At 46.3% G+C, this 25397-nt stretch carries 22 protein-coding genes; 9 read left to right on the plus strand and 13 right to left on the minus strand.

The window, feature by feature from the left end; all coding sequences use genetic code 11:
- Positions 1-20: 20 nt before the first annotated feature.
- The 8 genes from OH458_RS00560 to OH458_RS00595 all read right to left on the minus strand — a co-directional run bounded on the left by OH458_RS00560 (position 21) and on the right by OH458_RS00595 (position 7692).
- Entirely contained in the window at positions 21-494 is a 474-nt protein-coding gene (locus OH458_RS00560) for a DUF2947 domain-containing protein (protein ID WP_038134353.1), read from the minus strand.
- 25 nt (positions 495-519) lie between these two features.
- Positions 520-1107 carry an HD domain-containing protein gene (locus tag OH458_RS00565; protein ID WP_269976918.1) on the minus strand — a complete coding sequence of 196 codons (588 nt, stop codon included), beginning with the start codon at positions 1105-1107 and terminating at the stop codon, positions 520-522.
- Entirely contained in the window at positions 1104-1685 is a 582-nt protein-coding gene (gene rimJ / locus OH458_RS00570) for a ribosomal protein S5-alanine N-acetyltransferase (protein ID WP_269976919.1), read from the minus strand. The genes OH458_RS00565 and rimJ overlap by 4 nt, the downstream gene beginning before the upstream one ends.
- The gene (gene tyrR, locus OH458_RS00575) at positions 1685-3229 is read right to left on the minus strand and encodes a transcriptional regulator TyrR (RefSeq protein ID WP_269976920.1); all 1545 of its coding nucleotides are present in this window, start codon (positions 3227-3229) and stop codon (positions 1685-1687) included. The genes rimJ and tyrR overlap by 1 nt, the downstream gene beginning before the upstream one ends.
- A 100-nt stretch (positions 3230-3329) precedes the next feature.
- On the minus strand, positions 3330-4379 hold the full coding sequence (locus OH458_RS00580) for a YcjF family protein (RefSeq protein ID WP_269976921.1): 1050 nt from the start codon (positions 4377-4379) through the stop codon (positions 3330-3332).
- Positions 4376-5752, minus strand: coding sequence for a YcjX family protein (locus tag OH458_RS00585; protein WP_269976922.1), 1377 nt, complete (start codon positions 5750-5752; stop codon positions 4376-4378). The genes OH458_RS00580 and OH458_RS00585 overlap by 4 nt, the downstream gene beginning before the upstream one ends.
- 117 nt (positions 5753-5869) lie before the next feature.
- Positions 5870-6055 (minus strand): hypothetical protein, encoded by a 186-nt coding sequence (locus OH458_RS00590; RefSeq protein WP_005471904.1) that lies wholly within the window; start codon positions 6053-6055, stop codon positions 5870-5872.
- Between the two features lie 119 nt (positions 6056-6174).
- On the minus strand, positions 6175-7692 hold the full coding sequence (locus tag OH458_RS00595) for a fumarate hydratase (RefSeq protein ID WP_269976923.1): 1518 nt from the start codon (positions 7690-7692) through the stop codon (positions 6175-6177).
- Between the two features lie 157 nt (positions 7693-7849).
- On the opposite strand from OH458_RS00595, the gene pabB reads away from it, so the two are divergent.
- Positions 7850-9253 carry an aminodeoxychorismate synthase component 1 gene (gene pabB / locus OH458_RS00600; RefSeq protein ID WP_269976924.1) on the plus strand — a complete coding sequence of 468 codons (1404 nt, stop codon included), beginning with the start codon at positions 7850-7852 and terminating at the stop codon, positions 9251-9253.
- A gap of 13 nt (positions 9254-9266) precedes the next feature.
- Here the strand turns inward: pabB and OH458_RS00605 are convergent, their stop codons facing one another.
- Together OH458_RS00605 and OH458_RS00610 are read right to left on the minus strand one after the other, a co-directional pair.
- Positions 9267-10967 carry an ATP-binding protein gene (locus OH458_RS00605; protein WP_269976925.1) on the minus strand — a complete coding sequence of 567 codons (1701 nt, stop codon included), beginning with the start codon at positions 10965-10967 and terminating at the stop codon, positions 9267-9269.
- Positions 10968-10974: 7 nt separating this feature from the next.
- Positions 10975-11517 (minus strand): heme NO-binding domain-containing protein, encoded by a 543-nt coding sequence (locus OH458_RS00610; protein WP_005471937.1) that lies wholly within the window; start codon positions 11515-11517, stop codon positions 10975-10977.
- Positions 11518-11601: 84 nt separating this feature from the next.
- Here OH458_RS00610 and OH458_RS00615 point away from each other — a divergent pair, with 84 nt between their 5' ends.
- From OH458_RS00615 to OH458_RS00635, 5 genes are all read left to right on the plus strand, one after another.
- Positions 11602-12210 carry a CoA pyrophosphatase gene (locus tag OH458_RS00615; RefSeq protein ID WP_269976926.1) on the plus strand — a complete coding sequence of 203 codons (609 nt, stop codon included), beginning with the start codon at positions 11602-11604 and terminating at the stop codon, positions 12208-12210.
- A gap of 290 nt (positions 12211-12500) precedes the next feature.
- Positions 12501-13754, plus strand: a complete 1254-nt coding sequence (locus OH458_RS00620) for an aromatic amino acid transport family protein (RefSeq protein WP_269976927.1) — start codon at positions 12501-12503, stop codon at positions 13752-13754.
- 96 nt (positions 13755-13850) lie between these two features.
- On the plus strand, positions 13851-15212 hold the full coding sequence (locus OH458_RS00625; RefSeq protein WP_008076795.1) for an L-serine ammonia-lyase: 1362 nt from the start codon (positions 13851-13853) through the stop codon (positions 15210-15212).
- A 219-nt stretch (positions 15213-15431) separates the two neighbouring features.
- Complete coding sequence (locus OH458_RS00630; protein WP_269976928.1) at positions 15432-17039, plus strand: endonuclease; 1608 nt, start codon at positions 15432-15434, stop codon at positions 17037-17039.
- Positions 17040-17183: 144 nt separating this feature from the next.
- Entirely contained in the window at positions 17184-18176 is a 993-nt protein-coding gene (locus OH458_RS00635) for a 2-hydroxyacid dehydrogenase (RefSeq protein WP_269976929.1), read from the plus strand.
- A 70-nt stretch (positions 18177-18246) separates the two neighbouring features.
- Here OH458_RS00635 and OH458_RS00640 read toward each other — a convergent pair whose 3' ends face one another.
- Positions 18247-19401, minus strand: coding sequence for an amino acid permease (locus OH458_RS00640; RefSeq protein ID WP_269976930.1), 1155 nt, complete (start codon positions 19399-19401; stop codon positions 18247-18249).
- A 591-nt stretch (positions 19402-19992) separates the two neighbouring features.
- Here OH458_RS00640 and OH458_RS00645 point away from each other — a divergent pair.
- The 3 genes from OH458_RS00645 (at position 19993) to OH458_RS00655 (ending at position 23604) form a co-directional block, all read left to right on the plus strand.
- A complete protein-coding gene (locus OH458_RS00645; RefSeq protein WP_269977388.1) occupies positions 19993-21606 on the plus strand; it encodes a methyl-accepting chemotaxis protein in 1614 nt (537 codons plus the stop codon).
- Between the two features lie 180 nt (positions 21607-21786).
- On the plus strand, positions 21787-23187 hold the full coding sequence (gene asnS / locus OH458_RS00650) for an asparagine--tRNA ligase (RefSeq protein ID WP_038134331.1): 1401 nt from the start codon (positions 21787-21789) through the stop codon (positions 23185-23187).
- A 177-nt stretch (positions 23188-23364) separates the two neighbouring features.
- Positions 23365-23604: a hypothetical protein gene (locus OH458_RS00655; RefSeq protein ID WP_005472123.1), complete on the plus strand. Its 240-nt coding sequence runs from the start codon at positions 23365-23367 to the stop codon at positions 23602-23604.
- A 36-nt stretch (positions 23605-23640) separates the two neighbouring features.
- Here OH458_RS00655 and OH458_RS00660 read toward each other — a convergent pair whose 3' ends face one another.
- Together OH458_RS00660 and OH458_RS00665 are read right to left on the minus strand one after the other, a co-directional pair.
- On the minus strand, positions 23641-23850 hold the full coding sequence (locus OH458_RS00660) for a hypothetical protein (RefSeq protein ID WP_269976931.1): 210 nt from the start codon (positions 23848-23850) through the stop codon (positions 23641-23643).
- Positions 23851-23954: 104 nt separating this feature from the next.
- Positions 23955-25331 (minus strand): aminotransferase-like domain-containing protein, encoded by a 1377-nt coding sequence (locus OH458_RS00665; protein WP_269976932.1) that lies wholly within the window; start codon positions 25329-25331, stop codon positions 23955-23957.
- Positions 25332-25397 lie beyond the last annotated feature (66 nt).

Raw genomic sequence — 25397 nt, forward strand, 5'->3', positions numbered from 1 at the left:
GCAGGCTAAGCCTGCTTTTATCATTTTCGATGACCCAGTTTGACATTACCTTTTGAGTCAAACCACAACGCTTCACTGCGTCTGCGACCAATTAGAATCGGACCATCATCGTAAAATAAAAAGTTCTTCCAATGCTTCTTGAACGTAGACCATTTGGTTTCAATCACGTTGTATTTTTCATAACAAAAGTACACTGTGACGTCGTCTTGCCAATCCAAAAATGCTAAGACTTCTTCTGGCATCGCGTCGTCATCAGACTCCCACGCCGCCATCCAATCTACGGTCTCTTTCCAGTTGGATTCTCGCATAGGCCAATCACTGGAGCTGAGGCGATCAGCATCGGGGCTTTGAGCACTGATGTTTTCTTTCCATAGCTGTGACGCGCGAGCTTGATCCATCGGTTTAATCGCCGCGAGATCTTCCTCTGGCACAGGCATTGATTGGTGAGTGAAAATCCATTTTCTTTGGTATTGATCCAAAGTGAGATACGACATTTATTATCCTCGTATGGCTAGCCGATTATGCTTTTAGCCAGCCTTTTTCTGTAGCTTCTTCTATCATTTGTTTTGCTTTGTCCCACAACGCTTCCGAGCCAAAGCCGATCTTTCGATTGACGGTAAGAGCCTGCTCTTTAGTCACGCCGTGTTCTAGCCAACTCTGCCCTTGGTTGTGGTAGTTGAGCAGCATTGGCATGATTCTATCGAGCGCTTTGGCAAACTTTGCATCCGCACTTTGCCCTTGTTCAAACTCTTGCCAAATAGCCATAAGCTCTGCGCCTTGCTCCGTGGGCAACATGCCAAACATGCGTTTCGCCGCGGCAAGCTCTTTCTCTTCTTGCTCTAAAGAAGCGACGGCGTCATAAACAAAAGTGTCACCAGCATCTATCTCAACAATATCGTGCAGTAAGAGCATTTTTACCACACGCGCGATATCAACAGGCTCATTGGCATGCTCTTCCATCAAGATTGCCATTAACGCGACATGCCAACTGTGTTCGGCACTGTTTTCAAGGCGGCCTTCCGCGCTTTTAACACGGGTTCTCCTTAGCACGGATTTGAGCTGATCCAATTCCATGAGTAACGCAAGTTGTTGCTCTAATCGATTCATTCCTTCGCCTTCCAATTGGGGTTAATTAACGAAGTGAGATTGTGGTCTTCCCAGTTGCCATCGATGAGTAGGTAATCTTTGGCAAACCCTTCGCGTTTAAAACCTAAACGGTCAAGCACAGCCTCACTGCGTTGGTTACGAGGCATATAGCTCGCCATTATGCGGTGAATGTTTTGTATCGAGAACATGTAGCGTACCGCAAGTTTCAACGCGCGAGACATCACCCCTCGCCCTTGCGCACCTTGGCCTAGAGAATAGCCCACGTTGCACGCATGAAATGGAAAGCGGGAGATGTTACTAAATGAGATTGTCCCTAGCATTTCACCGCTTTCTGTATCGAGGATAAGCAAGTAGTAACCAAGCCCCATTCGGTGCAGTTCGTTCAACTTGATCAATCGTTGAGTCCAACCAGACTCGGAATAAAAAGCGGGCTCTCGTTTGGGCTCCCAAGGTTTAAGATGCGAGCGATTGGCAATAAAGTAATCGGAAATGAGCTTGCCATCTGTTGGCTCGGCGGTACGCACCGTCACATCGCCATCTTGTTCAAACACTTGCTGCGGTGTACTAATACGTTCCATTAGCTTTTTCTTATCCCATACTCACGCAGTTTGTTCGCAACCGAAGTATGTGAAACATTCAAGCGCTTAGCGAGTTTACGGCTCGATGGAAACGATTGATACAATCTCTCTAGCACTTGGGATTCGTACTCTTTCATGATCTCATCTAGGGAGCCATCAAGATTGATGGATGGCAAATGAGATGAAGAAGATTCCAACTGTGGCAGGTGGAACAGCTCAGCATCTAGCACGTCAGACTCAAGTTCTGTAAGCGCTCGCAAAACCATGTTTTCCAGTTGGCGCATATTACCAGGCCACTGATACGTCACCAATTGATCGATAAGCGTATCGCTAAGCTCTGGTTTGCCAATTCCTAACTGTTTCACGTATTTCGCGACAAACAATTCAAGTAGTGGCGCAATGTCGTTTGAACGTTCGCGAAGAGGAGGAATGATTAATGTCAGTACGTTTAGCCGATAGAACAAATCCTCGCGGAAACTTCCCGACTCAGCGAGGTCCGCAAGATGATGGCGAGTTGACGCAATAACACGGACATCGACATGAATTTCGTCTTCTTCTCCCACGCGGCGGAAGGTGCCATCTTGAAGCAATCGCAGCAGTTTGATTTGCAAGTGCGGACTCATCTCACCGATTTCATCCAAGAACACCGTGCCACCATTCGCCTGCTCAAAAATCCCTTTATGACCTTGGTCGTGGTTAAAAGAGCCTGGCGCATGGCCAAACAGTTCTGTTTCAGCAACATCATCCGGCATTGACGCACAGCTCAACACCAAAAACGGTTTACCCGAGCGGTTTGAACGGTTGTGGCAAGCTCGAGCAAGCATCTCTTTGCCCGTCCCCGTTTCACCTTGAATGAGCAAAGGCTGATCGAGCATAGAAAGCTTTTTAGCTTGGCTAATTAGCGCTTTATGGCGATTGGACACGCCGACAAAATGCTCAAAACCGAGATTGTTGTGCAGCGGTAAGCTTTCATCAAACAGAGGCTTTTCTTGAGAAGAGCGGATCATCATTACCGCACTGGCCAAGATGGATTCGTTGGCTTCATCAGTAATGTATACAGGCATCACATCGAGCGTGTAATCCAGCCCACCAATCACAATGCTTTCACGTTGACGAGTGCTGGTGCTTTCACTCCATTTTGCAAAGTTAAAGCTGGGGATCAGGGTTGAAGCCGGATGACCAATTATTTCACTCTCTTGCTGATGGAATAGACTCATCGCGGCGTGATTCGCCATGTCGACGTTGCCTTTTAGGTCTATCGCAAGGACGGGTTCCGGAAGGCTATTGAGCAAAGAGATAAGCTCTGTGTTGTGGCGCTCAATAGGCATAAACTGGATTTTTCGAACATCTTTGACACCTGAGATGCGACGGATCTCCGCCATCAACTCACTAAAGGTATCGAAATCGATATCGGGACAGTTGAGATAAATGATGCCTGAAATATCAATTTCAATGCCTCGTAAGTCGATGTTCTTTGAAGCAAGAATATCGAGCAGTTCACGAGTCAGGCCAAGCCTGTCTTCACAAAAAACTTCTAGACGCACAGATAAGTTCCTAACTAAGGTGTCACGAAAAGTTGACAGTAGTTTCCCTTAAGCCTAGATCCTCGTCAAGCAAAGCGACATCACTTGCTTCACATTCACACTATTTGATTGTTATAGCGGCGATTTTTTCTACGATTTGTTTTCGAATCGCGCCCAGTTTGACTCGCCGTTCTTCATGCCAAGGCATAGGTCGAAGCAGTGCCATCGCTTTTAACCCTAAACGAGCGGTTAAGATTCCGACGCCAAGTCCCTGCCCTGCTCTCGCTGACACGCGCCCGGCTAAGTCCATCGACATCAGATCCATGCTGGCATCTATGGCTAACTCACTTGCTCCTGCAGCGGCCATGTTGATTAAGGTCGATTTGAACAGCTGTAGCCGTGACCAATACCCTAGCTCGACACCGTAAATATCCGCTAAGCTGTCGATCATTTTGAAGTTTCGCCAAGCCACCAGCAACATATCGGCAATCGCCAATGGGCTTATTGCAACAAGCGCCGCTGACTCAGTCGCATGTTGAGACACCACTTTAGTTGCCAACTTATCTTGCTCTGATACCACTATCGCGTCGTACATATCGAGCACTTCACCATCACTGTGCGAGGGCTTCACGCTATGGAGCCAACGGTCATAACTGGGTGACTCTGCTGAAATGCCTGACTGCTTGGCAAGCGCCTCACAAAACGCCTTCCCTTTACCAATGCTATTAGCTTCGATTAGGGCTTCCGTTTGCTCTTGTACCGAAAAGTGATTGCGCAGCTTACGTAATTTCCACAACTCTTTGCCGATTACGCCAATGCCTAAACTGGCAAGAACCGATATGAATCCCGCCCATCCTAACGACAACCAGTCTGAGGTTTGAATCGACGTAACAACACTGTCAATCGCCTGCCACCCCACTAAACCAGCAAACGTTGCCAGCAGACCGCTCGCCAACCACTTCGACCCAGAGTTAGGGCGTATAATGCGTTCTAATTTTGCTTCGGCTTCGGTATCAGAATCACGCTCTTCAATCTTTGCAGGGACAAATGTTTCTTGCTCGGTGAATTGCATGTGTGCAGTGAAGTCTGGTTGAGATTGAACGGGTTCATCCACTAGAGGCTGTTCAAACACCTTCTTCTGCTTCAACTTACTGTCTGCTGGTTGGCTCATTTCAGTTTGTCTCCAATCAAATACTCAAGTGCTTTATCCATGCGAATATGCGGCAATGGCTCATCACTGAGCGATGCTTGAGGGCGAAAGGCGGTAAACTCAAACCCTTGCTGCTGCCAATACACTTTATTGGGTAACTTCTTCGGTACTTCACCAGGGAAGACCGTCATGGGCTGCTCTTCCAGCGTCACTCCTTGAATCGCAGGCACCGCCTGATCGCCCTGACCAATAAAGCCCGTTTGTGTGGCTTGGATAGAGGCCATAGTCATACAACTCATCTCAATGTTTTCAAACGACGCGTTTTGCCATGCTGGATGTACCATTTGCTGCAACAACGACACCAAATTTGGGTGTTGTTCAGGGGTCACATGATCCGCTTTTGTTGCCGCGAACAGCACTTTATCAATCCGTGGTGAAAATAGGCGCTTTAATAAATTACTTCTGCCGTACTTAAAGCTATTCATGATTTGTTCCAGCGCGTCTCGCATATCATGGAACGATTCGTAACCTGCGTTGAGTGGTTGTAAGCAATCCACCAAAACGATTTGGCGATCAAACGTCGAAAAATGATGCTTATAGAAGGCTTTCACTACTTTTTGCTGATACTCGTGATAGCGCGCTTGAAGCATGGCTAAATTGGACGTTTTCTCAACCTTTTTCCCTTCTTCAAACTTCACTGGGAAAAACTGCAACACTGGCGCGCCGTCAAGTTCTCCGGGCAATACAAAGCGTCCCGGTTGAACCCAATGGAGTCCGCTCTCTTTGCATGCGTATAGATAGTCGGTATAGGTTTGGGCAATTTCCGCCAGTTGTTTTTCATCGAGATCCGAATCGACATCAAACTGAGAGAGCTTCTCAAGCCAAGGCGCCGCTAATTCCTGGCGAACACCTTTTAGTGCATCAAATTGGCTCTTAGACCATTGCTCAAAATCCATATCCAAAAGCGGCAGGTCGAGCAACCACTCCCCTGGGTAATCAATAATGTCGATGTGCAAGGTCGCTGTGCTATTGAACAGTTTCTTGGTTTTTTTCTTAGGTTTGTACTTTAACGCTAAGCGTATCTCGCTGACATCTCGCGTTGGTTTTGGCCACTGAGGAGGCTCACTGTGAAGGGACTCGATGGCTTCATCGTAACCAAACCTTGGCACCAACATATTAGATTGGGGCTCACGCTTGGCTCCGACAAGGCGTTTGTCTCTCGCCGCGGAGAGTAGCGGCAAGTTATCGTGAGTTGAGGTATGAAGAAGCTGATTAACCAAAGAGCTAATAAAAGCGGTCTTGCCTGCTCTGGATAATCCGGTCACCGCAATACGGACATGTGAGTCAACGCTGCGATGGATTAAATCATTCACTTCTTGAGTAATGCTCTTCATTCAACTTCTCTTAATTAACTATTCGCACTCATCATACTGGCTCCAATCTTAATCAAAGATGAACAAAAAAGCCCTCGATATGCATCAAGGGCTTTAATAAAAACGAGGGCGTGATATCTAATCGTCTTCAATGAGCTTGTAAATCACAAATAGTGCGATTTCGAGAAGGGCAAACAGCACGCATGTAATGGTCACGTATTTTTCATCGAATATGCTGATGCCGTGCAAAATGATGTCGTAGCCGACAAAGAAACCGACGACAGCCGCGATGACTAGCTGAAGAATTTGAATAAAACGAGGCATTTTCGCTCCTGACGTATTTGTTTACAATTTGTAGTATATAGACAAAAGGTGCAGTTTTACCCACACCTTTGTCAAATCTTTGCGAGAATCTCTTGCTAAATCAGCAATTTCTCACAAGCTTAACTTTCCATCTCTTGGATTTTTACTTTCCAAGTATCAGGACCAATTTGGTGAGCGTTAGCGCCATTGGAGTCAACGGCTACGGTTACTGGCATATCTTCGACTTCAAATTCATAAATCGCTTCCATACCTAGATCTTCAAACGCCACCACGCGCGCTTTCTTAATCGCTTTAGCAACCAAATAAGCCGCGCCGCCGACCGCCATCAAGTAGACCGCTTTGTGCTTTTTAATCGACTCAACGGTAGCCGGTCCGCGCTCTGCTTTACCGATCATGCCCATGATGCCTGTCTCTTCAAGCATCATGTCGGTGAACTTATCCATACGAGTAGAGGTAGTTGGACCCGCAGGACCCACGGCTTCATCACCCACTGCATCAACAGGGCCAACGTAGTAGATAAACTTACCTTTAAAATCGACACCTTCTGGCAAGCCTTCGCCATTTTGTAGCATGGTTTGAATACGTTTATGAGCCGCGTCACGACCAGTCAGGATCTTACCCGAAAGCAGAACCGTTTCTCCGGTCTTCCATTGCTCCACATCCGCTTGTGTCACTTCATCAAGATTAACTCGGCGAGTGTTCTCCCCCGCTTCCCACGTAATGTCTGGCCACTCTTCCAATTTAGGTGGCGTTAGATCAGCAGGGCCAGAGCCATCAAGAGTGAAGTGAACGTGACGAGTTGCCGCACAGTTCGGGATCAGACACACAGGTTTAGATGCTGCGTGCGTCGGTGCTGTTTTGATCTTAACGTCAACAACGGTTGTCAAACCGCCAAGACCTTGAGCGCCAATACCGAGCTTGTTAACACGGTTAAAGATATCTAAACGCAGTTCTTCTTCTGCGTTTTGCGGGCCGCGTTCGATCAGCTCTTGAATGTCGATGTGTTCCATCAGCGATTCTTTCGCCAACACTGCCGCTTTTTCAGCGGTGCCGCCAATGCCGATTCCCAACATGCCCGGTGGACACCAACCCGCGCCCATCGTCGGCAACGTTTTTTCTACCCATTCCGCAATATCGTCAGACGGGTTTAGCATGACCATTTTCGTTTTGTTTTCGCTACCGCCGCCTTTTGCCGCGATCTGAATTTCTACTTTGTTGCCCGGCACCATATTGATGTGAACAACCGCAGGAGTGTTGTCTTTGGTATTGATTCGCTTGCCCGCAGGATCCATCAATACCGATGCACGTAGTGGGTTATCTGGATTGGTGTACGCTTGACGAACACCTTCATCAACCATTTGCTGCACCGTAAGATCGGTAGAATCCCATTGGACGCCCATGCCCACATTGACGAAACAGGTGACGATACCGGTATCTTGACAGATTGGGCGATGGCCTTCTGCAGACATGCGAGAGTTAATAAGAATTTGAGCAATCGCGTCTTTCGCCGCTTGGCTCTCTTCTTTGTGATAGGCTTTTTCCAGGGCTTGAACAAAGTCTAGAGGGTGGTAGTAAGAAATGTACTGAAGTGCATCAGCAACACTGCTGATCACGTCTTGCTGGCGAATAACCGTCATTGCGTGCCTCTTTATCGTTATGCTTCCTTTTCATCCACCTACTCAAACGTTTGCCTATTAGGCGATTGACTCAGGCTGACTGCGCCTTTTTATTATTAAACGTCATGAGTAGCGGCGTTGGTTAGCATTATGATACTCTTGCTTTCCCTCTGTTACCATGCAGCGAACGATCTCTTTGTCACAAATTAAACAAATGAATAACAACGCGCCAAATTGCTTAGAAATCAAGCCGATTAAATACCAAAATGATCTTGCCAAACAGCTTTTTGACTCCATTGAGCACCTGCCATGGGCCATGTTGTTAAGGTCGCCATCCCGCACGCATATCGACAGTCGCTTCGACATTTTGGTCGCCCAACCTATCGCCACATTGACCACTAATGGCGAGCACACGTTAGTCAAAAATCCCGACGGCCAATTCACGTCGTCAAGTGACCCATTTGACCTCTTACAAGCAGAGCAAACTCGCTGGCTTAGCGACATCAACTACGAAGGTGATTTGCCCTTTATCGGGGGCGCTCTAGGGTATTTCTCTTATGATCTTGGCCGACGTGTTGAGAAACTGCCAGAGCTTGCCAAGAAAGACCTCGATACACCCGATATGGCGGTAGGCTTGTATGAGTGGGCAGTGATTGTTGATCACAACCAACAGAGCGCCGCTATCGTTGGACTCAATGTTGAACAGCATTACCACTGGTTGTTAAGCCAAGCTCCCTTGCCATCGGATAACTTCGCGCTCAACTCATCGTGGCAATCAAACATGACTAAATCTGAATACAGTCAAAAGTTTGCCCAAGTGCAGGAGTATTTACTCTCTGGCGACTGTTATCAGATTAACCTTGCTCAGCGTTTTATGGCGGAGTATCAAGGCAGTGAGTGGCAGGCGTATCAGAAACTCGAAGCAGTTAACCAAGGCCCTTTCTCTGCGTTTGTCCGCACAGAGCAAGGGGCGATTTTAAGTGTCTCTCCGGAGCGATTTTTAGAAGTCAAAGACAGAGTCATTGAAACCAAACCGATTAAGGGAACGCGTCCTCGCTCTGATTGCCCACAACAAGACGAGCAATCCGCGCTCGACCTAGCCAGTGCGGAAAAAGATCAAGCTGAGAACTTGATGATTGTTGATCTGCTGAGAAATGATGTAGGTCGTGTGGCAAAACCTGGAACGGTTCACGTGCCGAAACTTTTCGATATTGAGAGCTTCCCTGCCGTTCACCATTTAGTGAGTACGATTCGGGCAGAGTTGGACAGCCAATATGCCCCAGCCGATCTGCTTAGAGCGAGTTTCCCGGGTGGTTCAATTACTGGCGCTCCAAAAATTCGTGCCATGGAAATCATCGAAGAGCTCGAGCCTCATCGACGAAGTGCGTATTGTGGCAGTATTGGCTATATCAGTCGTCACGGAAGAATGGACACCAGCATTACCATTCGTACCTTAGTGGCCGAACAGGGTAAGCTGCACGTTTGGGCTGGTGGAGGCTTGGTTGCCGACAGTCAGTGTGAGTCAGAGTACCAAGAGACATTAGATAAGCTGAGTCGAATTCTGCCAACGCTTGCTCAATAGTAAAAAGTGGGTGCTAAACCCACTTCTCTAGCATCAGCCTTAAGTCTTGCGCGGTGTATGGCTTGGTCAAAATATCATTCATGCCACTGACAATGCATTTCTCACGTTCTTCCAGCGTAGTGCCCGCGGTCAGGGCAATGATCGGCAGTGTGTAGTTCTGCTCTCGCAAGTAACGCGTCGCTTCAAACCCATCCATTTCTGGCATTCGGCAATCCATAAAGATTAAATCGTATTGATGATCACAGGCTGCTTTGATCGCTTCAATGCCATTGGTAGCAATGTCGGGTTGAATGGAGAGTTTTTTCAGCATCTGATTGATGATCACTTGGTTCATTCGGATGTCATCCACCACCAAGATTGAGAGCTGCTCAAGTAGTGTCGTCGTATCATTTCCACCTGGGCGAGCATGCTCGGTATCAACCTCTTCTTCTCCGACGAACAACGGAATTGTCACAGTAAATGTACTCCCACCGCCTTTGACACTATGGACATGAATATGCCCGCTCATTAGCTCAACTAGGTTTTTACAGATGGCTAAGCCTAGCCCTGTCCCTTCGAAGTGACGCGTCGCCGTACGGTCAACTTGAACAAAGGGGTCAAACAGTGTCGATAAATCCTCTTGCTCAATACCGATACCGGTATCCTCCACAGTCATCGTCAACTGATCATGTTTCCACTGCGTTGTAACAGATACAGAGCCTTGACGCGTGAACTTAACCGCGTTGCCAACCAAGTTCACCATAACTTGGCATATTCGCTCAAAGTCTCCAATTAAGATTGGCGGAATAGGCGTCGATTCTTTGATGCGAAAGTCGACGCCCTTTTCAATCGCCTTCGACTGAAAAATGCCATTTAGCATCTGCTTAACAGAAGCCCACTCAAATCGGCTCGGTATCAACTCCATCATGCCAGCACTGATTTTGCTGAAATCAAGAATGTCGTTGATGATCAAACGAAGCAAATCCCCTGAATAGACGATATTGTTTAACAAGGTCGACTGTTCATCGTTTAGCTGCGTTTCGGCAAGCAACTCAGCGCTGCCTAGCAAGCCATTGAGAGGGGTACGCAGCTCGTGGTTGATCATGGCAACAAACTCTTTGGTTGCCTTCTCCGACTCTTCTGCACGCGCTCGGGCTTTTTGGTTGCTGGTAATGATCAACTGACGGCTTATCGCACTGCAGAGCAAATCAGCAACGAGCGTTACTTGGCTAACCACAAAGTCTCGGTCTACATCGACATCATTGAGAACCACACTCAGTTCACCAACGGTTTTATAATCCACTTCAAGGGGTAAGCGGAGCTGATTTTCCTTCCAAACAGCGTAGGGCTTCACTTGGTCAATATCGCGCACTTCGGTGACGTTGAAGCGATCCGCTACGAGTGTGGGCACCAGTTTAGGTAGCAAAAATAGCTCTGCGTGACTGAGCGCCGATGAATGTTTCAAGCGCTCCAATAACGATGAAACCAATCCATCGTCCAGATTGCGACTCAAAAATGCGCGCCCAAAATGAATCAATCCCTCGCTTATCTGTTGTTCAAACTCGAGCTTTTGCAGTCCATCGCGATTTTGCTTTTTTAACTGACTCAACGCCAAGGTAAGCTGTTGGTTAGCTTCAAACAACTCTAAACTCTTTTGTTCTAATAGTTGCTCCGCGGCTTTGCGCGAAGCTGTCTCCCGAGCGAGTTTACGCTCCAGCGCAGAATTACTACTCATTGAACCGTCACTCTACCAACACCACTTTAAAGCGTACGTTACTGCCATCTTCAACCTGAGGAACCATCTCAACATTTATCGATTGCTCAAAGTGCGCCGCACACCCTTCTAACAATCCCAAACAAACATGCGCCATACATCGCGCGCTGCGATAGTCAAACTCCATCTCTGTCTCAGATTCTGAAATAAAGTCAAATCTGGGCGGATTGGCGTCTTGATACAATTTTTTCACTTCAGTGTGAATGTAATCTTCGACCAAGCGAATGAATTGAAACGTCGACTGGCAGTTTTCAAGGCTACTCGATTTGGGCAGCGAACTATAAAGATTGTTAAAGACGCTTTGGCCAAAAACCCGTTGAAGGTCCTCGGCAGGTATCCCTGTCTTCTTACTCAGCATCACCACAAGTTGAACCAACTTTCGGTGATCGTAACTGCCTACCGAAGTATAGACACCATCATCCCCTGCACTCTCTAAGATGTCATCAAGTGTGTCCAAACCGAACTTGGCTTCAACCAAATCAATAAACTCAGTAAAGATAATTCCTTTCATAATTTGAGCTATCCTTGCACTATATGGTGAATTAAAAGCATGAGCTAAAAAAAACGGATTATCAAATTAAGACATGGAGTTATCGTGTTATCGGAATTCAACAAAAGCCAACTGATTCAAAACTTTCAGTTACACCAAACCGTCAACTATCACCAAGAAGCGATCAAACGTGTCGCTCACCTGCAAAATCAACCGCTACGCAAGGCATCTGTCCTGATTGGTTTCGTTGAACGCAATCAAGAGTTGAATATCATTTTCACCAAGCGGGCTAAACATCTTAAACATCATCCAGGACAAGTCAGTTTCCCCGGCGGAAAACATGAGAATGACGATCATAGCTTAGCTCACACAGCGCTTAGAGAGACATTCGAAGAGGTTGGTATTCGTCACAACGAGATCGATATATTCGGCCAAATGCCAGAACTCGTGACGATCAGTAAATTTAGTGTGACGCCATTTCTCGCGTTTGTGGACGAGAACTACCAGAGCGTCATTGATCCAAATGAAGTGGACGAGGTTTTTGAAGTACCCGCCAAGGTGGTGCTGGATAGAAGACAACTGAAAAGCCAACAATTCCAATTTGCCAATCATTCACACCGCGTGTTCGGACTCTCTTACAAACAGCACTTTATTTGGGGTATGACAGCGCAAATCATTCAAGCAATGCAAAAGCACATTATGCATCAATATTAATAGAATAATATATCGAGCAACATTTGTTCATATTAGTTTAATTATTTATCAATAGCGCAAACGTTTTCCTGCAAACTACGCCTAACTTTTTTGCTACAACATTAGAAAAACTAATTTCACGGATTAGCATAAATCACTAGTAGCACGGCATTTTCGTGACCAAAAACTCCTTTTTGACATATCATGTTATAACTCCAATCAATTCATGATTTAGATCTATTTTTTGTGCAAGATTTTTATGCAAAATTGCACCCGACTTATTTCCTGTTCCCAAAAATGAGTATCACAAAATGAATACTAATACTTCTGCGGTTTCTTCCGCACAATCTCCTAGTAAGTTTACTTACAAGGATTTCACCTGGTGTCTGTCACTTTTCGGTACTGCGGTAGGTGCTGGCGTACTTTTCCTTCCAATTAAAGCAGGTGCTGGCGGTTTCTGGCCATTAGTTATCCTTGCTCTAATCGCGGCACCAATGACTTGGTTCGCACACAAATCTCTTGCTCGTTTCGTACTTTCTGCAAAAAATCCTGAAGCTGACATCACTGATACTGTTGAAGAACACTTTGGTAAGACTGGCGCAAACCTTATTACTTTTGCTTACTTTTTCGCTATCTACCCTATCGTTCTTATCTACGGTGTTGGTATCACAAACACGGTTGACTCGTTCCTAGTAAACCAAATGGGTATGGAATCCATCCCACGCTGGCTACTGTCTGGTGCGCTGATCGCTGCGATGACTGCCGGTGTTGTGTTTGGTAAAGAGCTTATGCTGAAAGCAACATCTGCACTGGTTTACCCACTAGTGTTCATCCTACTTGCGCTTTCTTTCTACCTAATCCCTGATTGGAACAGCTCAATGATGTCTGTTGCACCAGACTGGTCTTCTATGCCATCTGTTGTTTGGCTAGCAATTCCAATCATTGTGTTCTCTTTCAACCACAGCCCAGTAATCTCTCAGTTCTCTAAAGAGCAACGTCGTGTATACGGTGATGACGCAGTTAAGAAAACTGACGCGATCACTGGTGGCGCAGCAATGATGCTAATGGGTTTCGTAATGTTCTTCGTATTCTCGGTAGTACTTTCACTGTCTCCAGAGCAGCTTGCAATGGCCAAAGAGCAAAACATCTCTGTTCTTTCTTACCTAGCGAACGTTCACGAATCTCCACTTATCTCTTACATGGGTCCACTCGTTGCTTTCGCAGCAATTACTTCAAGCTACTTCGGTCACTTCCTAGGTGCGCACGAAGGTCTAGTTGGTCTAATCAAATCTCGCTCTGAAACGCCAGTAAGCAAAATTGAGAAAGCATCACTGATCTTCATCGTTGTAACGACTTGGATTGTGGCTATCGTTAACCCAAGCATCCTAGGCATGATTGAAACAATGGGCGCGCCAATGATTGCGGCTATCTTGTTCCTAATGCCTGTATTCGCAATGCAAAAAGTACCAGCGATGGCGAAGTACAAAACTTCTACACCTGTACAGATTTTCACAGCAATCTGTGGTATTGCGGCAATTACTTCTGTAATCTACGGCGCTCTTTAATCTAGACCCTTTTATAAAGTCTGATTAAACCAAGAATATAACGATAATAATAAGCCTCCCATCCCCCTTGGGAGGCTTACTTTTGAGGTAATCGATATGATTAGTGTTTTTGACATCTATAAGATCGGCGTTGGTCCTTCAAGCTCACACACTGTAGGCCCAATGAAAGCGGGTAAAGAATTTATTGATGATTTACGTTCAATGGGAAAATTGCGCGACATCACTAAAATTACCGTTGACGTTTATGGATCACTATCACTGACAGGGAAAGGTCACCACACAGATATCGCAATCATCATGGGTCTTGCTGGCAATACTCCTGAAAAAGTCGATATTGACTCTATTCCGGGCTTTATCGCTCGCGTAGAAGAAACTGAACGCCTTCCTGTTGGCATGCACTGTCACACAGTATCGTTTCCAAAAGATGGTGGTATGAATTTCCATACTACTAACCTTGAGCTTCACGAAAACGGCATGCAGATCCACGCTTGGATTAATGACGAAAAAGTGTACTCAAAGACCTATTACTCTATCGGCGGTGGTTTCATCGTTGATGAAGAAAACTTCGGTAAAGAAGAAGAGAACCCAGTAAAAGCCCCTTACGAGTTCACAACAGCGGAAGAGCTAGTGAATCAATGTAAGGAAAGTGGTCTTTCTATCAGTACGCTGGTAATGAAAAACCAAGCTGCGCTGCATTCTGACGAAGAATCTCGTACTTACTTTGCTAACATCTGGAAGACCATGCGTGAATGTATGGATCGCGGTATGAATACCGAAGGTATTCTGCCTGGTCCACTACGTGTGCCTCGTCGTGCGGCAGCGCTTCGTCAGCAACTGCTTACTTCAGAGAAAACAACCAACGATCCTATGTCGGTTGTAGACTGGGTAAACATGTTCGCTTTCGCTGTTAACGAAGAGAACGCTGCAGGTGGTCGCGTTGTTACAGCACCAACTAACGGTGCGTGTGGCATCATCCCTGCGGTACTGGCTTACTACGATAAGTTCATCCAAACCGTGACTGAAAAAGACTACATCCGTTACTTTGCGGCTTCTGGCGCCATCGGTGGTCTGTACAAGCGTAACGCTTCTATCTCTGGCGCTGAAGTTGGCTGTCAGGGTGAAGTGGGCGTGGCATGTTCTATGGCGGCAGCGGGCCTTGCTGAGCTTATGGGTGGTAGCCCTGAGCAAGTTTGTATGGCCGCAGAAATCGCAATGGAGCACAACCTAGGTCTAACATGTGACCCAGTTGCTGGTCAGGTTCAGGTTCCATGTATCGAGCGTAACGGTATTGCTGCTGTAAAAGCGATCAACTCGACTCGTATGGCACTGCGTCGTTCGTCTGCGCCAACTGTTTCTCTAGATAAGGTTATCGAAACCATGCTAGAGACAGGTAAAGACATGAACGCGAAATACCGTGAGACGTCTCAAGGCGGCTTAGCCGTTAAAGTTATCTGCTAATTTCCGTCATATCTAGATATTCAAGGGAGTGCATTGCACTCCTTTTTTTGTTCTAGCGGTGACATTTTCGTTGGTTCTAACGCTTGTTGATTGTGAGATCTTCAGCATAAATCTATGAAAACTATCAGTAGCGATCATGCTAACTGAGATTTCTATCAAATTCATTCAGCAACCAAATCACTATCTTGTTATCGATTTATTAATCCAATGAGAAAAACGATGACAACAAAAACAATAAACCTAACCTTACTCGCGGTACTTTGCTCTCCAATTGCTACCGCCCAAATCCAAAACGGTGACTTCGAGCAGTGGAACGGAAACACCCCTGAAAGCTGGTCGACGATTGATTCAGGGATAAGCTTGGCGCCTGCCAGCGATCAAATCCAAACGGGAGGGTTGTCTGCCAAGGTTACGGTCAATACCGCAACCCAGAGCAACACCGACCTACTGCAAACCATCTTGGTCGCACAAGGAAAAAGCTACCCTATCTCTGTTTCGGTTTTCCATACCGAAGGCAAAGTAAAAGCGCGCTTGTTTGTTGATGGCTATCAAGGCTACTCAGACCCAAGTAAGACCAATCAATGGCAAGCGTTAACCCATAGTTATACCGCGACCAGTACTAAGACGATTCAAGTGGGCGTGCGCTTTTACGACATCACCGGCTTCGACGGCTCAGAAGTGGTTTACTTAGATAACTTTCAACCCACTCAGAGTATCGAGCCACCATCACCAAGTTGCGAGCACAATGCCGTTCAGCTCGCGCTCACAACCGATCAGTATGGTTCGGAAACCAGTTGGGAGATCAAAAACAGCAGTGGCAATACTGCCGCTTCTGAATCTGGGTATGAGAGTTCAACGTCATACAGCAAATCTCTTTGCTTAGCGGATGGCGACTACCAATTTACCATTAACGATACTTACGGTGATGGTATCTGCTGTGGCTCAGGTAATGGCTCGTACGCACTCACGTTTAATAACCAAACTTTGGCATCTGGCGGCGAATTTACCTACAACGAGACTCACGCCTTTTCGCTTGGTGAAACAACGCCGCCTGTCACCGATGGCTACTACCAAGACGCCTCTGGAAAAACGGGATTTGCGTTGAAGACTGCGCTATACAACATCATCAGTAACCACCAATCTCAAGGCTACAGTGCGATTTGGACGCTAGTGAAAGACGCAGACATTGATAGCTACTACGACAAAGATGGTTCGATTCTCGATGTTTATTCAGAAAAACCTGAAACTAGTGACGCGACTCGCTTTATCAAAGTGACAGACCAATGTGGTCAATACAGCAAAGAAGGCGACTGCTACAACCGTGAACACTCATTCCCGAAAAGTTGGTTTGGCGGCAAAGTCGAGCCAATGAACTCAGATGGCCACCACCTGTTCGCAACCGATGGATACGTTAATGCCAAACGCAGCAGTTGGCCTTTCGGTGAAGTGGGCTCCAGTACGTACGTCTCTAGCAACGGCTCTAAGCTCGGCAGTGCGGCGTCTGGCCTAGGTTACAATGGCACTGTGTTTGAGCCCGTTGACGAGTTCAAAGGTGACTTGGCCCGAGCTTACTTCTACATGGCGACCCGTTATGAAAACGTGATTGCTAACTGGGAGCAAAACAGCGCCAACTCAGATGCGGTTCTCGATGGCACCAACACCACAGTATTCGAACCTTGGCTGCTGACGATGCTTAAACGCTGGCACAAAGAGGACCCTGTATCGCTGAAAGAACGCGAGCGCAATCAAGCCGTGTTTGACTTCCAAGGCAATCGCAACCCATTCATCGATCATCCTGAATTTGTTACGCAAATTTGGGGTAATTAATTACCACCGAACAAAATAGGCGCACAAACCGTGCGCCTTACTCTTCTTTATTGAAATATAACCCTACGCTATTTAACGTTTTTATTTAGTGTGTTCTGTGTCACATTTAGATATCGATATTCGTTATCATCTTGTGAGGCTCTCATGCTTAATATTGCGTTCTTCAGCACCAAAAACTACGACGAAAAATCTTTCAATCAAGCCAAAAAACACTCCGACGTTGAGTTCCACTTTCATGACTTCCGTCTCAATGAGAAAACAGCCCAGATGGCCGCTGGATGTAACGTAGTGTGTGCCTTTGTTAACGATAACTTGTCTCGTCCGGTTATCGAAAAGCTCGCGACAATCGGTGTAAAAATGATTGCGATGCGTTGCGCTGGATTTGACAAAGTCGACCTTGAAGCAGCTAGAGAGCTTGGCTTGCAAGTCGTTCGCGTCCCTGCTTACTCTCCTGAAGCGGTCGCAGAACATACAGTCGGTATGATGATGTGTCTTAACCGCCGTTTACATAAAGCGTACCAGCGTACCCGAGATGCAAACTTCTCCTTGGATGGCTTAGTGGGGTTTAATTTCCATGGTAAAACCATTGGTGTGATTGGCTCAGGGAAAATTGGTGTGGCAGCGATGCGCATTTTCAAAGGTTTAGGCATGAATATCCTGTGCTATGACCCTTTCGAAAGCCCGAATGCTCTTGAGCTTGGGGCGCAGTACTGCTCACTCGATGAGTTGTACTCTCAGGCTGACATAATCTCGTTACATTGCCCTCTTACCGAAGAAAACAAACATCTTCTCAACGAGCAAGCGTTCAACAAAATGAAAGATGGCGTAATGATCATCAATACCAGTCGCGGCAAGCTGTTAGACTCAGTTGCTGCTATCGAGGCGCTAAAGAAAGGGAAAATTGGCTCACTGGGATTGGACGTGTATGACAATGAAAAAGATCTGTTCTTCCAAGACAAATCTAACGACATCATTGTCGACGATGTATTTCGTCGCTTGTCCGCCTGTCACAATGTCTTGTTCACAGGTCATCAAGCCTTTTTGACCAACGAAGCACTACACAATATTGCCACCACAACGCTCGATAGCATCGACAAGTTTTTCGCTGGTGAAAAATCAGGCAATGAGCTGATCTAAGTCACCCGTTAAAATAAAAAGAGTCGCGAACCAAGGTTTCGCGACTCTTTAATCGGTCAACTTGCTAAAGTTAGATAACCTGTGAAATCAGCAAGAACCCACCGAACGCCAGCGAGAAAATCAACATCCCCTGCCCGCCTTCCGCGCTGTATCGCTCAGACTCCACATTCGCCAAACGCAGTTTGTATACCATAGCTAATGGGACAAAGACCGCCAAAAAAACCAAAATAATGCCAGCATAACCCAGCACGGCTAAGAACTTGTCCGCGGCAAATAGCGATCCCATTAATGGCAACACAAAAGTCAGCACGTAGGTCACAACGCGGTTTTGGTTGAACATATCTCTATTTTGGTTGAACAAAGACATCGCAACGCCAAAGAATGACGTCAGCAGTGCTAAGCCAGTGAACAAAGAGAGCAGCGTTCCAATCCAGCTTGATTGATGCTCGAATGCCGCAATCAAATCCCCCACGCCTTTAAGCTCGCCCAGATGAGCTGGATTCAAGTTTCCGACCACCGCAAAAAGCCAACAAAGGTAGCAAACCAATGGAATCAAGGAACCTATCACCACCATGTTTCGCAGTTCGCGGTCGGACGCTTCATGGTTGTATGAGACCAAGGATGGAATCACCACCATAAAACCAAAACTGGTGAAAAGTACCGCACTCGTTTTGATCAGTTCGATATGATCGTCGTTCGTAACGCGAGCGAGGTTATCAAGGCTAAAGTCAGGCAAGAGGAAAACCAATGTAAGCGCTAAACAAGCGATCATCACAAAGAACAATCCGCGATTGAGTTTATCAATTACGCCCGTTCCGCCTGCGATCACAAGCCCTGAGATCAAGGTGAAGGCAATCTGACTTTGTGCTGTAGTGAGTTCAAGCCCAATCGAGCGACTCAATTGTCCAACAAGGTCGGCGGCACCCAGAATGTAGGCCATCAGCAGACAGATCAGCAATGCGTAAAGTAAACCGTTGGTAAGCAGTTGACCGCCCTTACCTAGCGTTTTTCTCGCAATCGAGTTTAGCCCCAAGCCGCCGCCTGACTTAATTGTCGCTTCCAAGAGCAACAACGCAGCGTACGTCGTCCCAAAGCATATAAAAATCATCAACAAGGTTCCCCACCAAAGCCCGAATTGAGCGAGAACCATAGGGATAGCAAGCATACCGGCGCCCAACGCGGTGCCAGAGATAATTAGGGAACTGCCTAAAAGTTTAGTATTCATATTTTCGTATTCTGTTTTGATTAGTTTTTAATGGATGTGCGCGTGCCTAGCGCGATGGCTAACAATCAAAAACAATACGAATAGCGAGCTTTAAAGAAGAAAGCAGAGAAGAAAAGACGCGAAGATGTGCGAACAAAGCGAAAAGAAAAGATAGAACCTGAAAGTGCCTTCTTCTTGTGGGGCGACCCTTCGGTCGGTTCGATAATTGGTGTGGTTATTTTGAATATCATTAAGATGTCCGTTACAGCTAGACAATCCATTATACGAGAACAGCAAATCCTATGCTGCGTACCCAACGTGGGTCAAATCATCTTAGCCATCTAGCCATCGATTGCAATGGCGTTTTTATCAACTGAACACAAATGCATCAGTTTAGTCGTTTATCGCTTTCATCCACGGACAGAAAGGGATTCGTCTCGCTAGTCGACTTTTTGACAGCATGTCATTTTTTTGATTACACGATATTTACATCACATTTACATCAAACAATATCTATTTTAATCACAATACTCTATTCCCATACTTTCATTCCGGAATTGAGTAGACGAACATATGAAAGTCTATTGTTATCAAAGTGATGTTTACTCAGCAATGCGCCTATCTATAACAACAAAATTATTAATTACATTAGTCAGTGTTTTTGGGTTAGTTCTTGCCGCCTCAACAACTTACCAATACTTGCAGCAACGTGAGCTGTTGAACTCTGTTCTTAGTGAGCAACTTCATGATAAAGCAAGCAATTACTTCGACAGCTTAAACATGATGATGCTGACGGGGACCATGTCTCAGAAAGAGACACTGCGCCAGAAAGCCCTCGCTCAAGATGGGATTGAACAAGTGCGGGTGTTACGTGCCGACACGGTGAGTAAATTTTACGGCCCCGGGCAACCTAATCAATCACCACAAGATGACATTGACCGCCGCGCATTGGCGGGTGAACTCGTCATCGAGCCCTACAGCGCCGATTGGGGTCAAGGTATCGTTGTCGCCCTACCAATGAAATCCAGCGAAGACTATCGTGGAACCAATTGTGTTAGCTGTCATATCACGCCCGAAGGTGAGGTGCTAGGCGCAATCCGATTGGAATACAATCTCTCCCATGTCAATTCGATGATAAGCCAGCGTACGTTGATTGCACTTGCAATAATGTCCGCTTTTGGCCTGGTTGGCTTTTTGATTACGCTAACGTTAATTCGCAAAATCATCGTTCGACCGATTCAACAAACCTCTGGGTTTATGCAAAGCGTCAGTGAAACGAAAGATCTCTCTTTGCGCCTAACCAGTGAGCAAAAAGACGAAATTGGTCAGCTCTCTGGCGCGATCAACTCTTTCATGGACACGGTAAATCGCAGCTTAACCAAGGTACAAACTACCTCGCACAAAGTCGCGAGCAGCGCAGCAGAGTTAACTCAAGTCGCCCAAGTCACGGACTCGGCGGCTAGCAATCAGCAACAAGAGACCGCTGACGTCCAAGCCAATATTGAGCAGATGCAGTCGCAACAACTTCAAGTAGACCAAGCCACGAACAACGCGTCAAAACTGATCAAACACACCACTTCAATAGCTGAACAAAGTGCGAGCCAAGCGCACACAGCCAGTGCAGAAATCAAAAATCTTGTCAGCGATATTGAGCAAGTCAAAACCAACATTGTGGAACTGAACGATCAAACCGCCGAAGTTTCCACCATTCTTGAGGTCATTAAAGGCATTGCGGAACAAACCAATTTGCTGGCATTAAATGCAGCGATAGAAGCGGCACGAGCAGGAGAGCAAGGACGAGGTTTTGCCGTGGTTGCAGACGAAGTTCGCCAACTAGCCAGCCGAACTGCAGAGGCAACAGGCAGTATCGAAAACATCATTGCTCAGTTCCAAAAAGACAGCAAAACATCATTAACGTCGGTTGATGCAGTCTGTGAAACGGCTCATACGCGTTCAAATCAAGTGGAATCGCTCTCTCTTGCGATGAACGAAGTGGTTTCTGAGATGCAACAAGCCTTAGCCCATGCGCGCAGCATCCAAGATCAAACCAGCAGCACCACTGAGATCAACACACAAATTCAAGGCAAGGTAGAAGTGATCACCCAACATGCGGATGAAACGTCTCACTCAGCGGCTAAGACTCGTGATATTAGTATGAATCTTGAGCAACTTTCGGAGCATTTGGAATCACTTATCAATCAGTTTGCCCTTTCGCAGAGAAAATAGCGGTTTTTAAGCAACTTTTCCTTCTATTCAAGCGAATAAAGGTTGATGCGAACAAATTGAAAGGTAATATGTTCCATTGAATCTGTAAAATTCTAATCAACCCAATGTTTGGTTATCACATACAGTGAACACCACCTAACATTGGGTTGAATTTTTACCTCAATGGAGAATATTTAAAACATGACTTACGCGCCTGTATCAGACGTTTTGAAAGGTCAGCTAGCAGTAGACAGTGAAGTAACTGTTCGTGGCTGGATCCGTTCACGTCGTGATTCCAAAGCTGGAATCTCTTTCCTTGCCATTTACGACGGCTCTTGTTTCGACCCGATTCAGGCCGTGGTCCCTAATAATCTTAATAATTACGACGACGAAGTTCTTAAGCTAACGACTGGCTGTTCTGTTGAAGTAACTGGTAAGATTGTTGAATCTCCTGCGAAAGGTCAAGACTTCGAGCTAGCAGCAACTGACGTTAAAGTTGTAGGCTGGGTTGAAGATGCTGACACTTACCCAATGGCAAAAACTCGTCACTCAATCGAGTACTTACGTGAAGTTGCGCACCTTCGCCCACGTACTAACGTTATCGGTGCAGTTGCCCGTGTTCGTAACTGCCTATCTCAAGCGATCCACCGCTTCTACCACGAGCAAGGTTTCTTCTGGGTCTCTGCTCCGCTGATCACAGCTTCTGATGCAGAAGGTGCTGGTGAAATGTTCCGCGTTTCTACGCTAGACATGGAAAACCTACCTCGCACTGATAAAGGCGATGTGGATTACAACGAAGACTTCTTCGGTAAAGAGACGTTCCTAACGGTTTCGGGCCAGCTAAACGCTGAAGCTTACGCTTGTGCACTAAGTAAGGTATACACGTTTGGTCCTACTTTCCGTGCAGAAAACTCAAACACTAGCCGCCACCTAGCTGAATTCTGGATGGTTGAGCCTGAAGTTGCGTTCGCAGATCTAAACGACATCGCAAAACTGTCTGAAGATATGTTGAAGTTCGTATTCAAAGCCGTACTTGAAGAGTGCCGTGATGACCTTGAGTTCTTCGCTCAACGCATCGATAAAGAAGCAATCACTCGTCTAGAGCAGTTCGTTTCTTCTGATTTCGCTCAAGTGGACTACACTGACGCAATCCAGATCCTTCTAGACTCAGGTAAAGAATTCGAGTTCCCAGTTGAATGGGGCATCGACATGTCTTCTGAGCATGAGCGCTACCTAGCGGAAGAACACTTCAAAGCGCCTGTCATCGTTAAGAACTACCCGAAAGACATCAAAGCATTCTACATGCGTGCGAACGATGACGGTAAAACAGTTGCAGCGATGGACGTACTTGCACCAGGCATCGGTGAAATCATCGGCGGTTCTCAACGTGAAGAGCGTTTGGAGATCCTAGATGAGCGTATGCGTGAAGTAGGCATCGATCCTGAGCACATGAACTGGTACCGTGACCTACGTAAGTACGGCACAGTGCCACATGCAGGCTTTGGTCTAGGCTTTGAGCGCCTCGTTTCTTACGTAACTGGCATGGGCAACGTACGTGACGTTATCCCATTCCCACGTACTCCTCGCTCTGCGAACTTCTAAGCAAAAATAGAGCGTATAGAATCGATAAACCTCCACATTCGTGGAGGTTTTTTTATACCTAGAGTTCCTGAAACGAACGCGTTTTAAATGGGTTCTTACTTACCAGATTTACGATTAGAAATTTTGCTGAGATAGCACTAAGGTAATTAGGAAAGCGAAATTTGGCAGGAGATAACAATGGCACTCTTTAAAATCGAAGATCTTTCCTACAATGGTGTGGAAAAAGGCGTTCACAGTTGGGATCACCCAAACAGTGACCAACCCTATTACTGGCACCCAGATTGGTTACATATTGCAGAAGACATAACCGGATTACATGCTCAAAAACCACTGGACCTCGCCCAAGGTGAGACGGCAACCGAAGAGCACGCAAAACAGGCAATTATTAACCATTTAAATGACCGAGACAGTCAATAGAACATTCAGCCTCTAGGTCAAAGAGGCTGATTTACATCAACTGCTCGTATCCGCATTCGCCGCATAACGAATGCTTAGCCAGCATAGTGCTAACATCACAAAAGGTATCGCTGCTGCGGTGTACTCAGTCCAAGCGAGCCCTGCAAAAGATTTGGCTAGAATAACGTGCCCAAACACCAACAAACCCGCGCAGACAATCGCGATACCGATTAACCGAAACTCGTGTTTATTACTCTGCTTTTCCATGTTTAACCTCAACTTTCAAATACCAAGTCATTGAAACATGAAACAAGCAATTCACAACAACACAGTTGTGACGAAAAACAGCCAAACAGTATGTTACGTTACTTTTACAGCAAATCACTAATCCGCTTGAGCGCCGCTTCTATCTCGCCATCAAACGAAAATGAAACGTTCAACCTAATGCAGTTTTGGTACTGTTGTTGAGAGCTGAACAATCGCCCATAACCGATAGATACACCTTCCCTCTTGAGCGCATTATATAGCTCATAGCTGTCAATCGATTTGTCCAATTGTAGCCAAAGAAAATAACCGCCATCTGGCTTAACAACTTGGCAGTTTGCCGGAAAGTGAGCGTGGATGTAGTCCAAATAAACCCGCTGCCTTTCTTGCAGCTGTTTGCGAAGCTTGCGCAAATGGTTGTCATAACTCTCGAACTGAAGGTAATGCGCGATGCCTTGTTGTATGGGCGAACTTCCGGAGAGCGTTGATATGAGCTGCTGCTTTTGAATTCTTTCGCCATATTGACGGGTTATGACCCAACCGATTCGATAACCAGGGCAAAGCGATTTAGAGAAAGAGCCACAGGTCATCACACGATCTTGGGTATCCCAATACTTGAGCGGCTTTGGCTTTATGTCACCAAAATAGAGTTCAGAGTAAACGTCATCTTCTATCAGAGTCACCTTATACTGGTCAGCAAGTTGGACAATGGTTCGCTTCATTTCATCACTGAGCGTCACCCCCGTTGGGTTGTGAAAATTGGGCATCAACCAACACGCTTTCACACCTTGCCTAAAGGATGCTTCGAGCTTATTTAGGTCGAGTCCTTTTTCGCTATCAATCGGTATCGTCGCGACAGAAAGATGATGCCGTTTCGCCGCCTGAAGCGCTCCATAAAATGCGGGAGCCTCAATCGCGACCGTGTCTTGAGGCTGAGTAGAGACCTGTAAGCTGAGATTAAGTGCTTCCATTGCCCCTGATGTGATGATGATGTCATCTGGAGAAACATTCACACCTTGATTCAAGTAGCGCTGGGCAATTAAACGGCGCAAGTCTTCATTGCCAGGAGGCATGTCTTCAATGATCGCACGAGCCGACACTTTACGCCCAGCGCTCGCCAAATGCCGAGTCAGGCTATCAAAAGGGTATAAGTTTGGGTCTGGAAGCGCAGAGCCAAACGACACCGCCGCTTGAACGTTGGTCTGCAAAAAGTCGTACAACTCATCATTATATGCGGGTCGAATACTAGGAAGAGCTTCAAACGCTTGGCGTTCCATTTGTGCAGTCACAAAATAGCCCGACTGAGGCTTTGCCAATAACCATCCCTCAGATTCAAGCAATTGATAGGCTTGCAATACCGTGGATGCACTGAGTGAGTAGTTTTGACTGGTTTTACGTACCGACGGGATTTTTTCCCCTGCACGCCAAGTATTAGTTAGGATCTGCTGCTTAATCTCGTTAGCCAGCTCTTGATAGCGATTCATACTTCCCTCTCATCAATCAGGCAAACATATCACAACGTGTCACAAAGTCAGCGCTAGACCACGAAA

It is taken from the genome of Vibrio sp. MarTm2, from assembly GCF_027587055.1.
Classification (GTDB): Bacteria; Pseudomonadota; Gammaproteobacteria; order Enterobacterales; family Vibrionaceae; genus Vibrio; species Vibrio sinaloensis_D.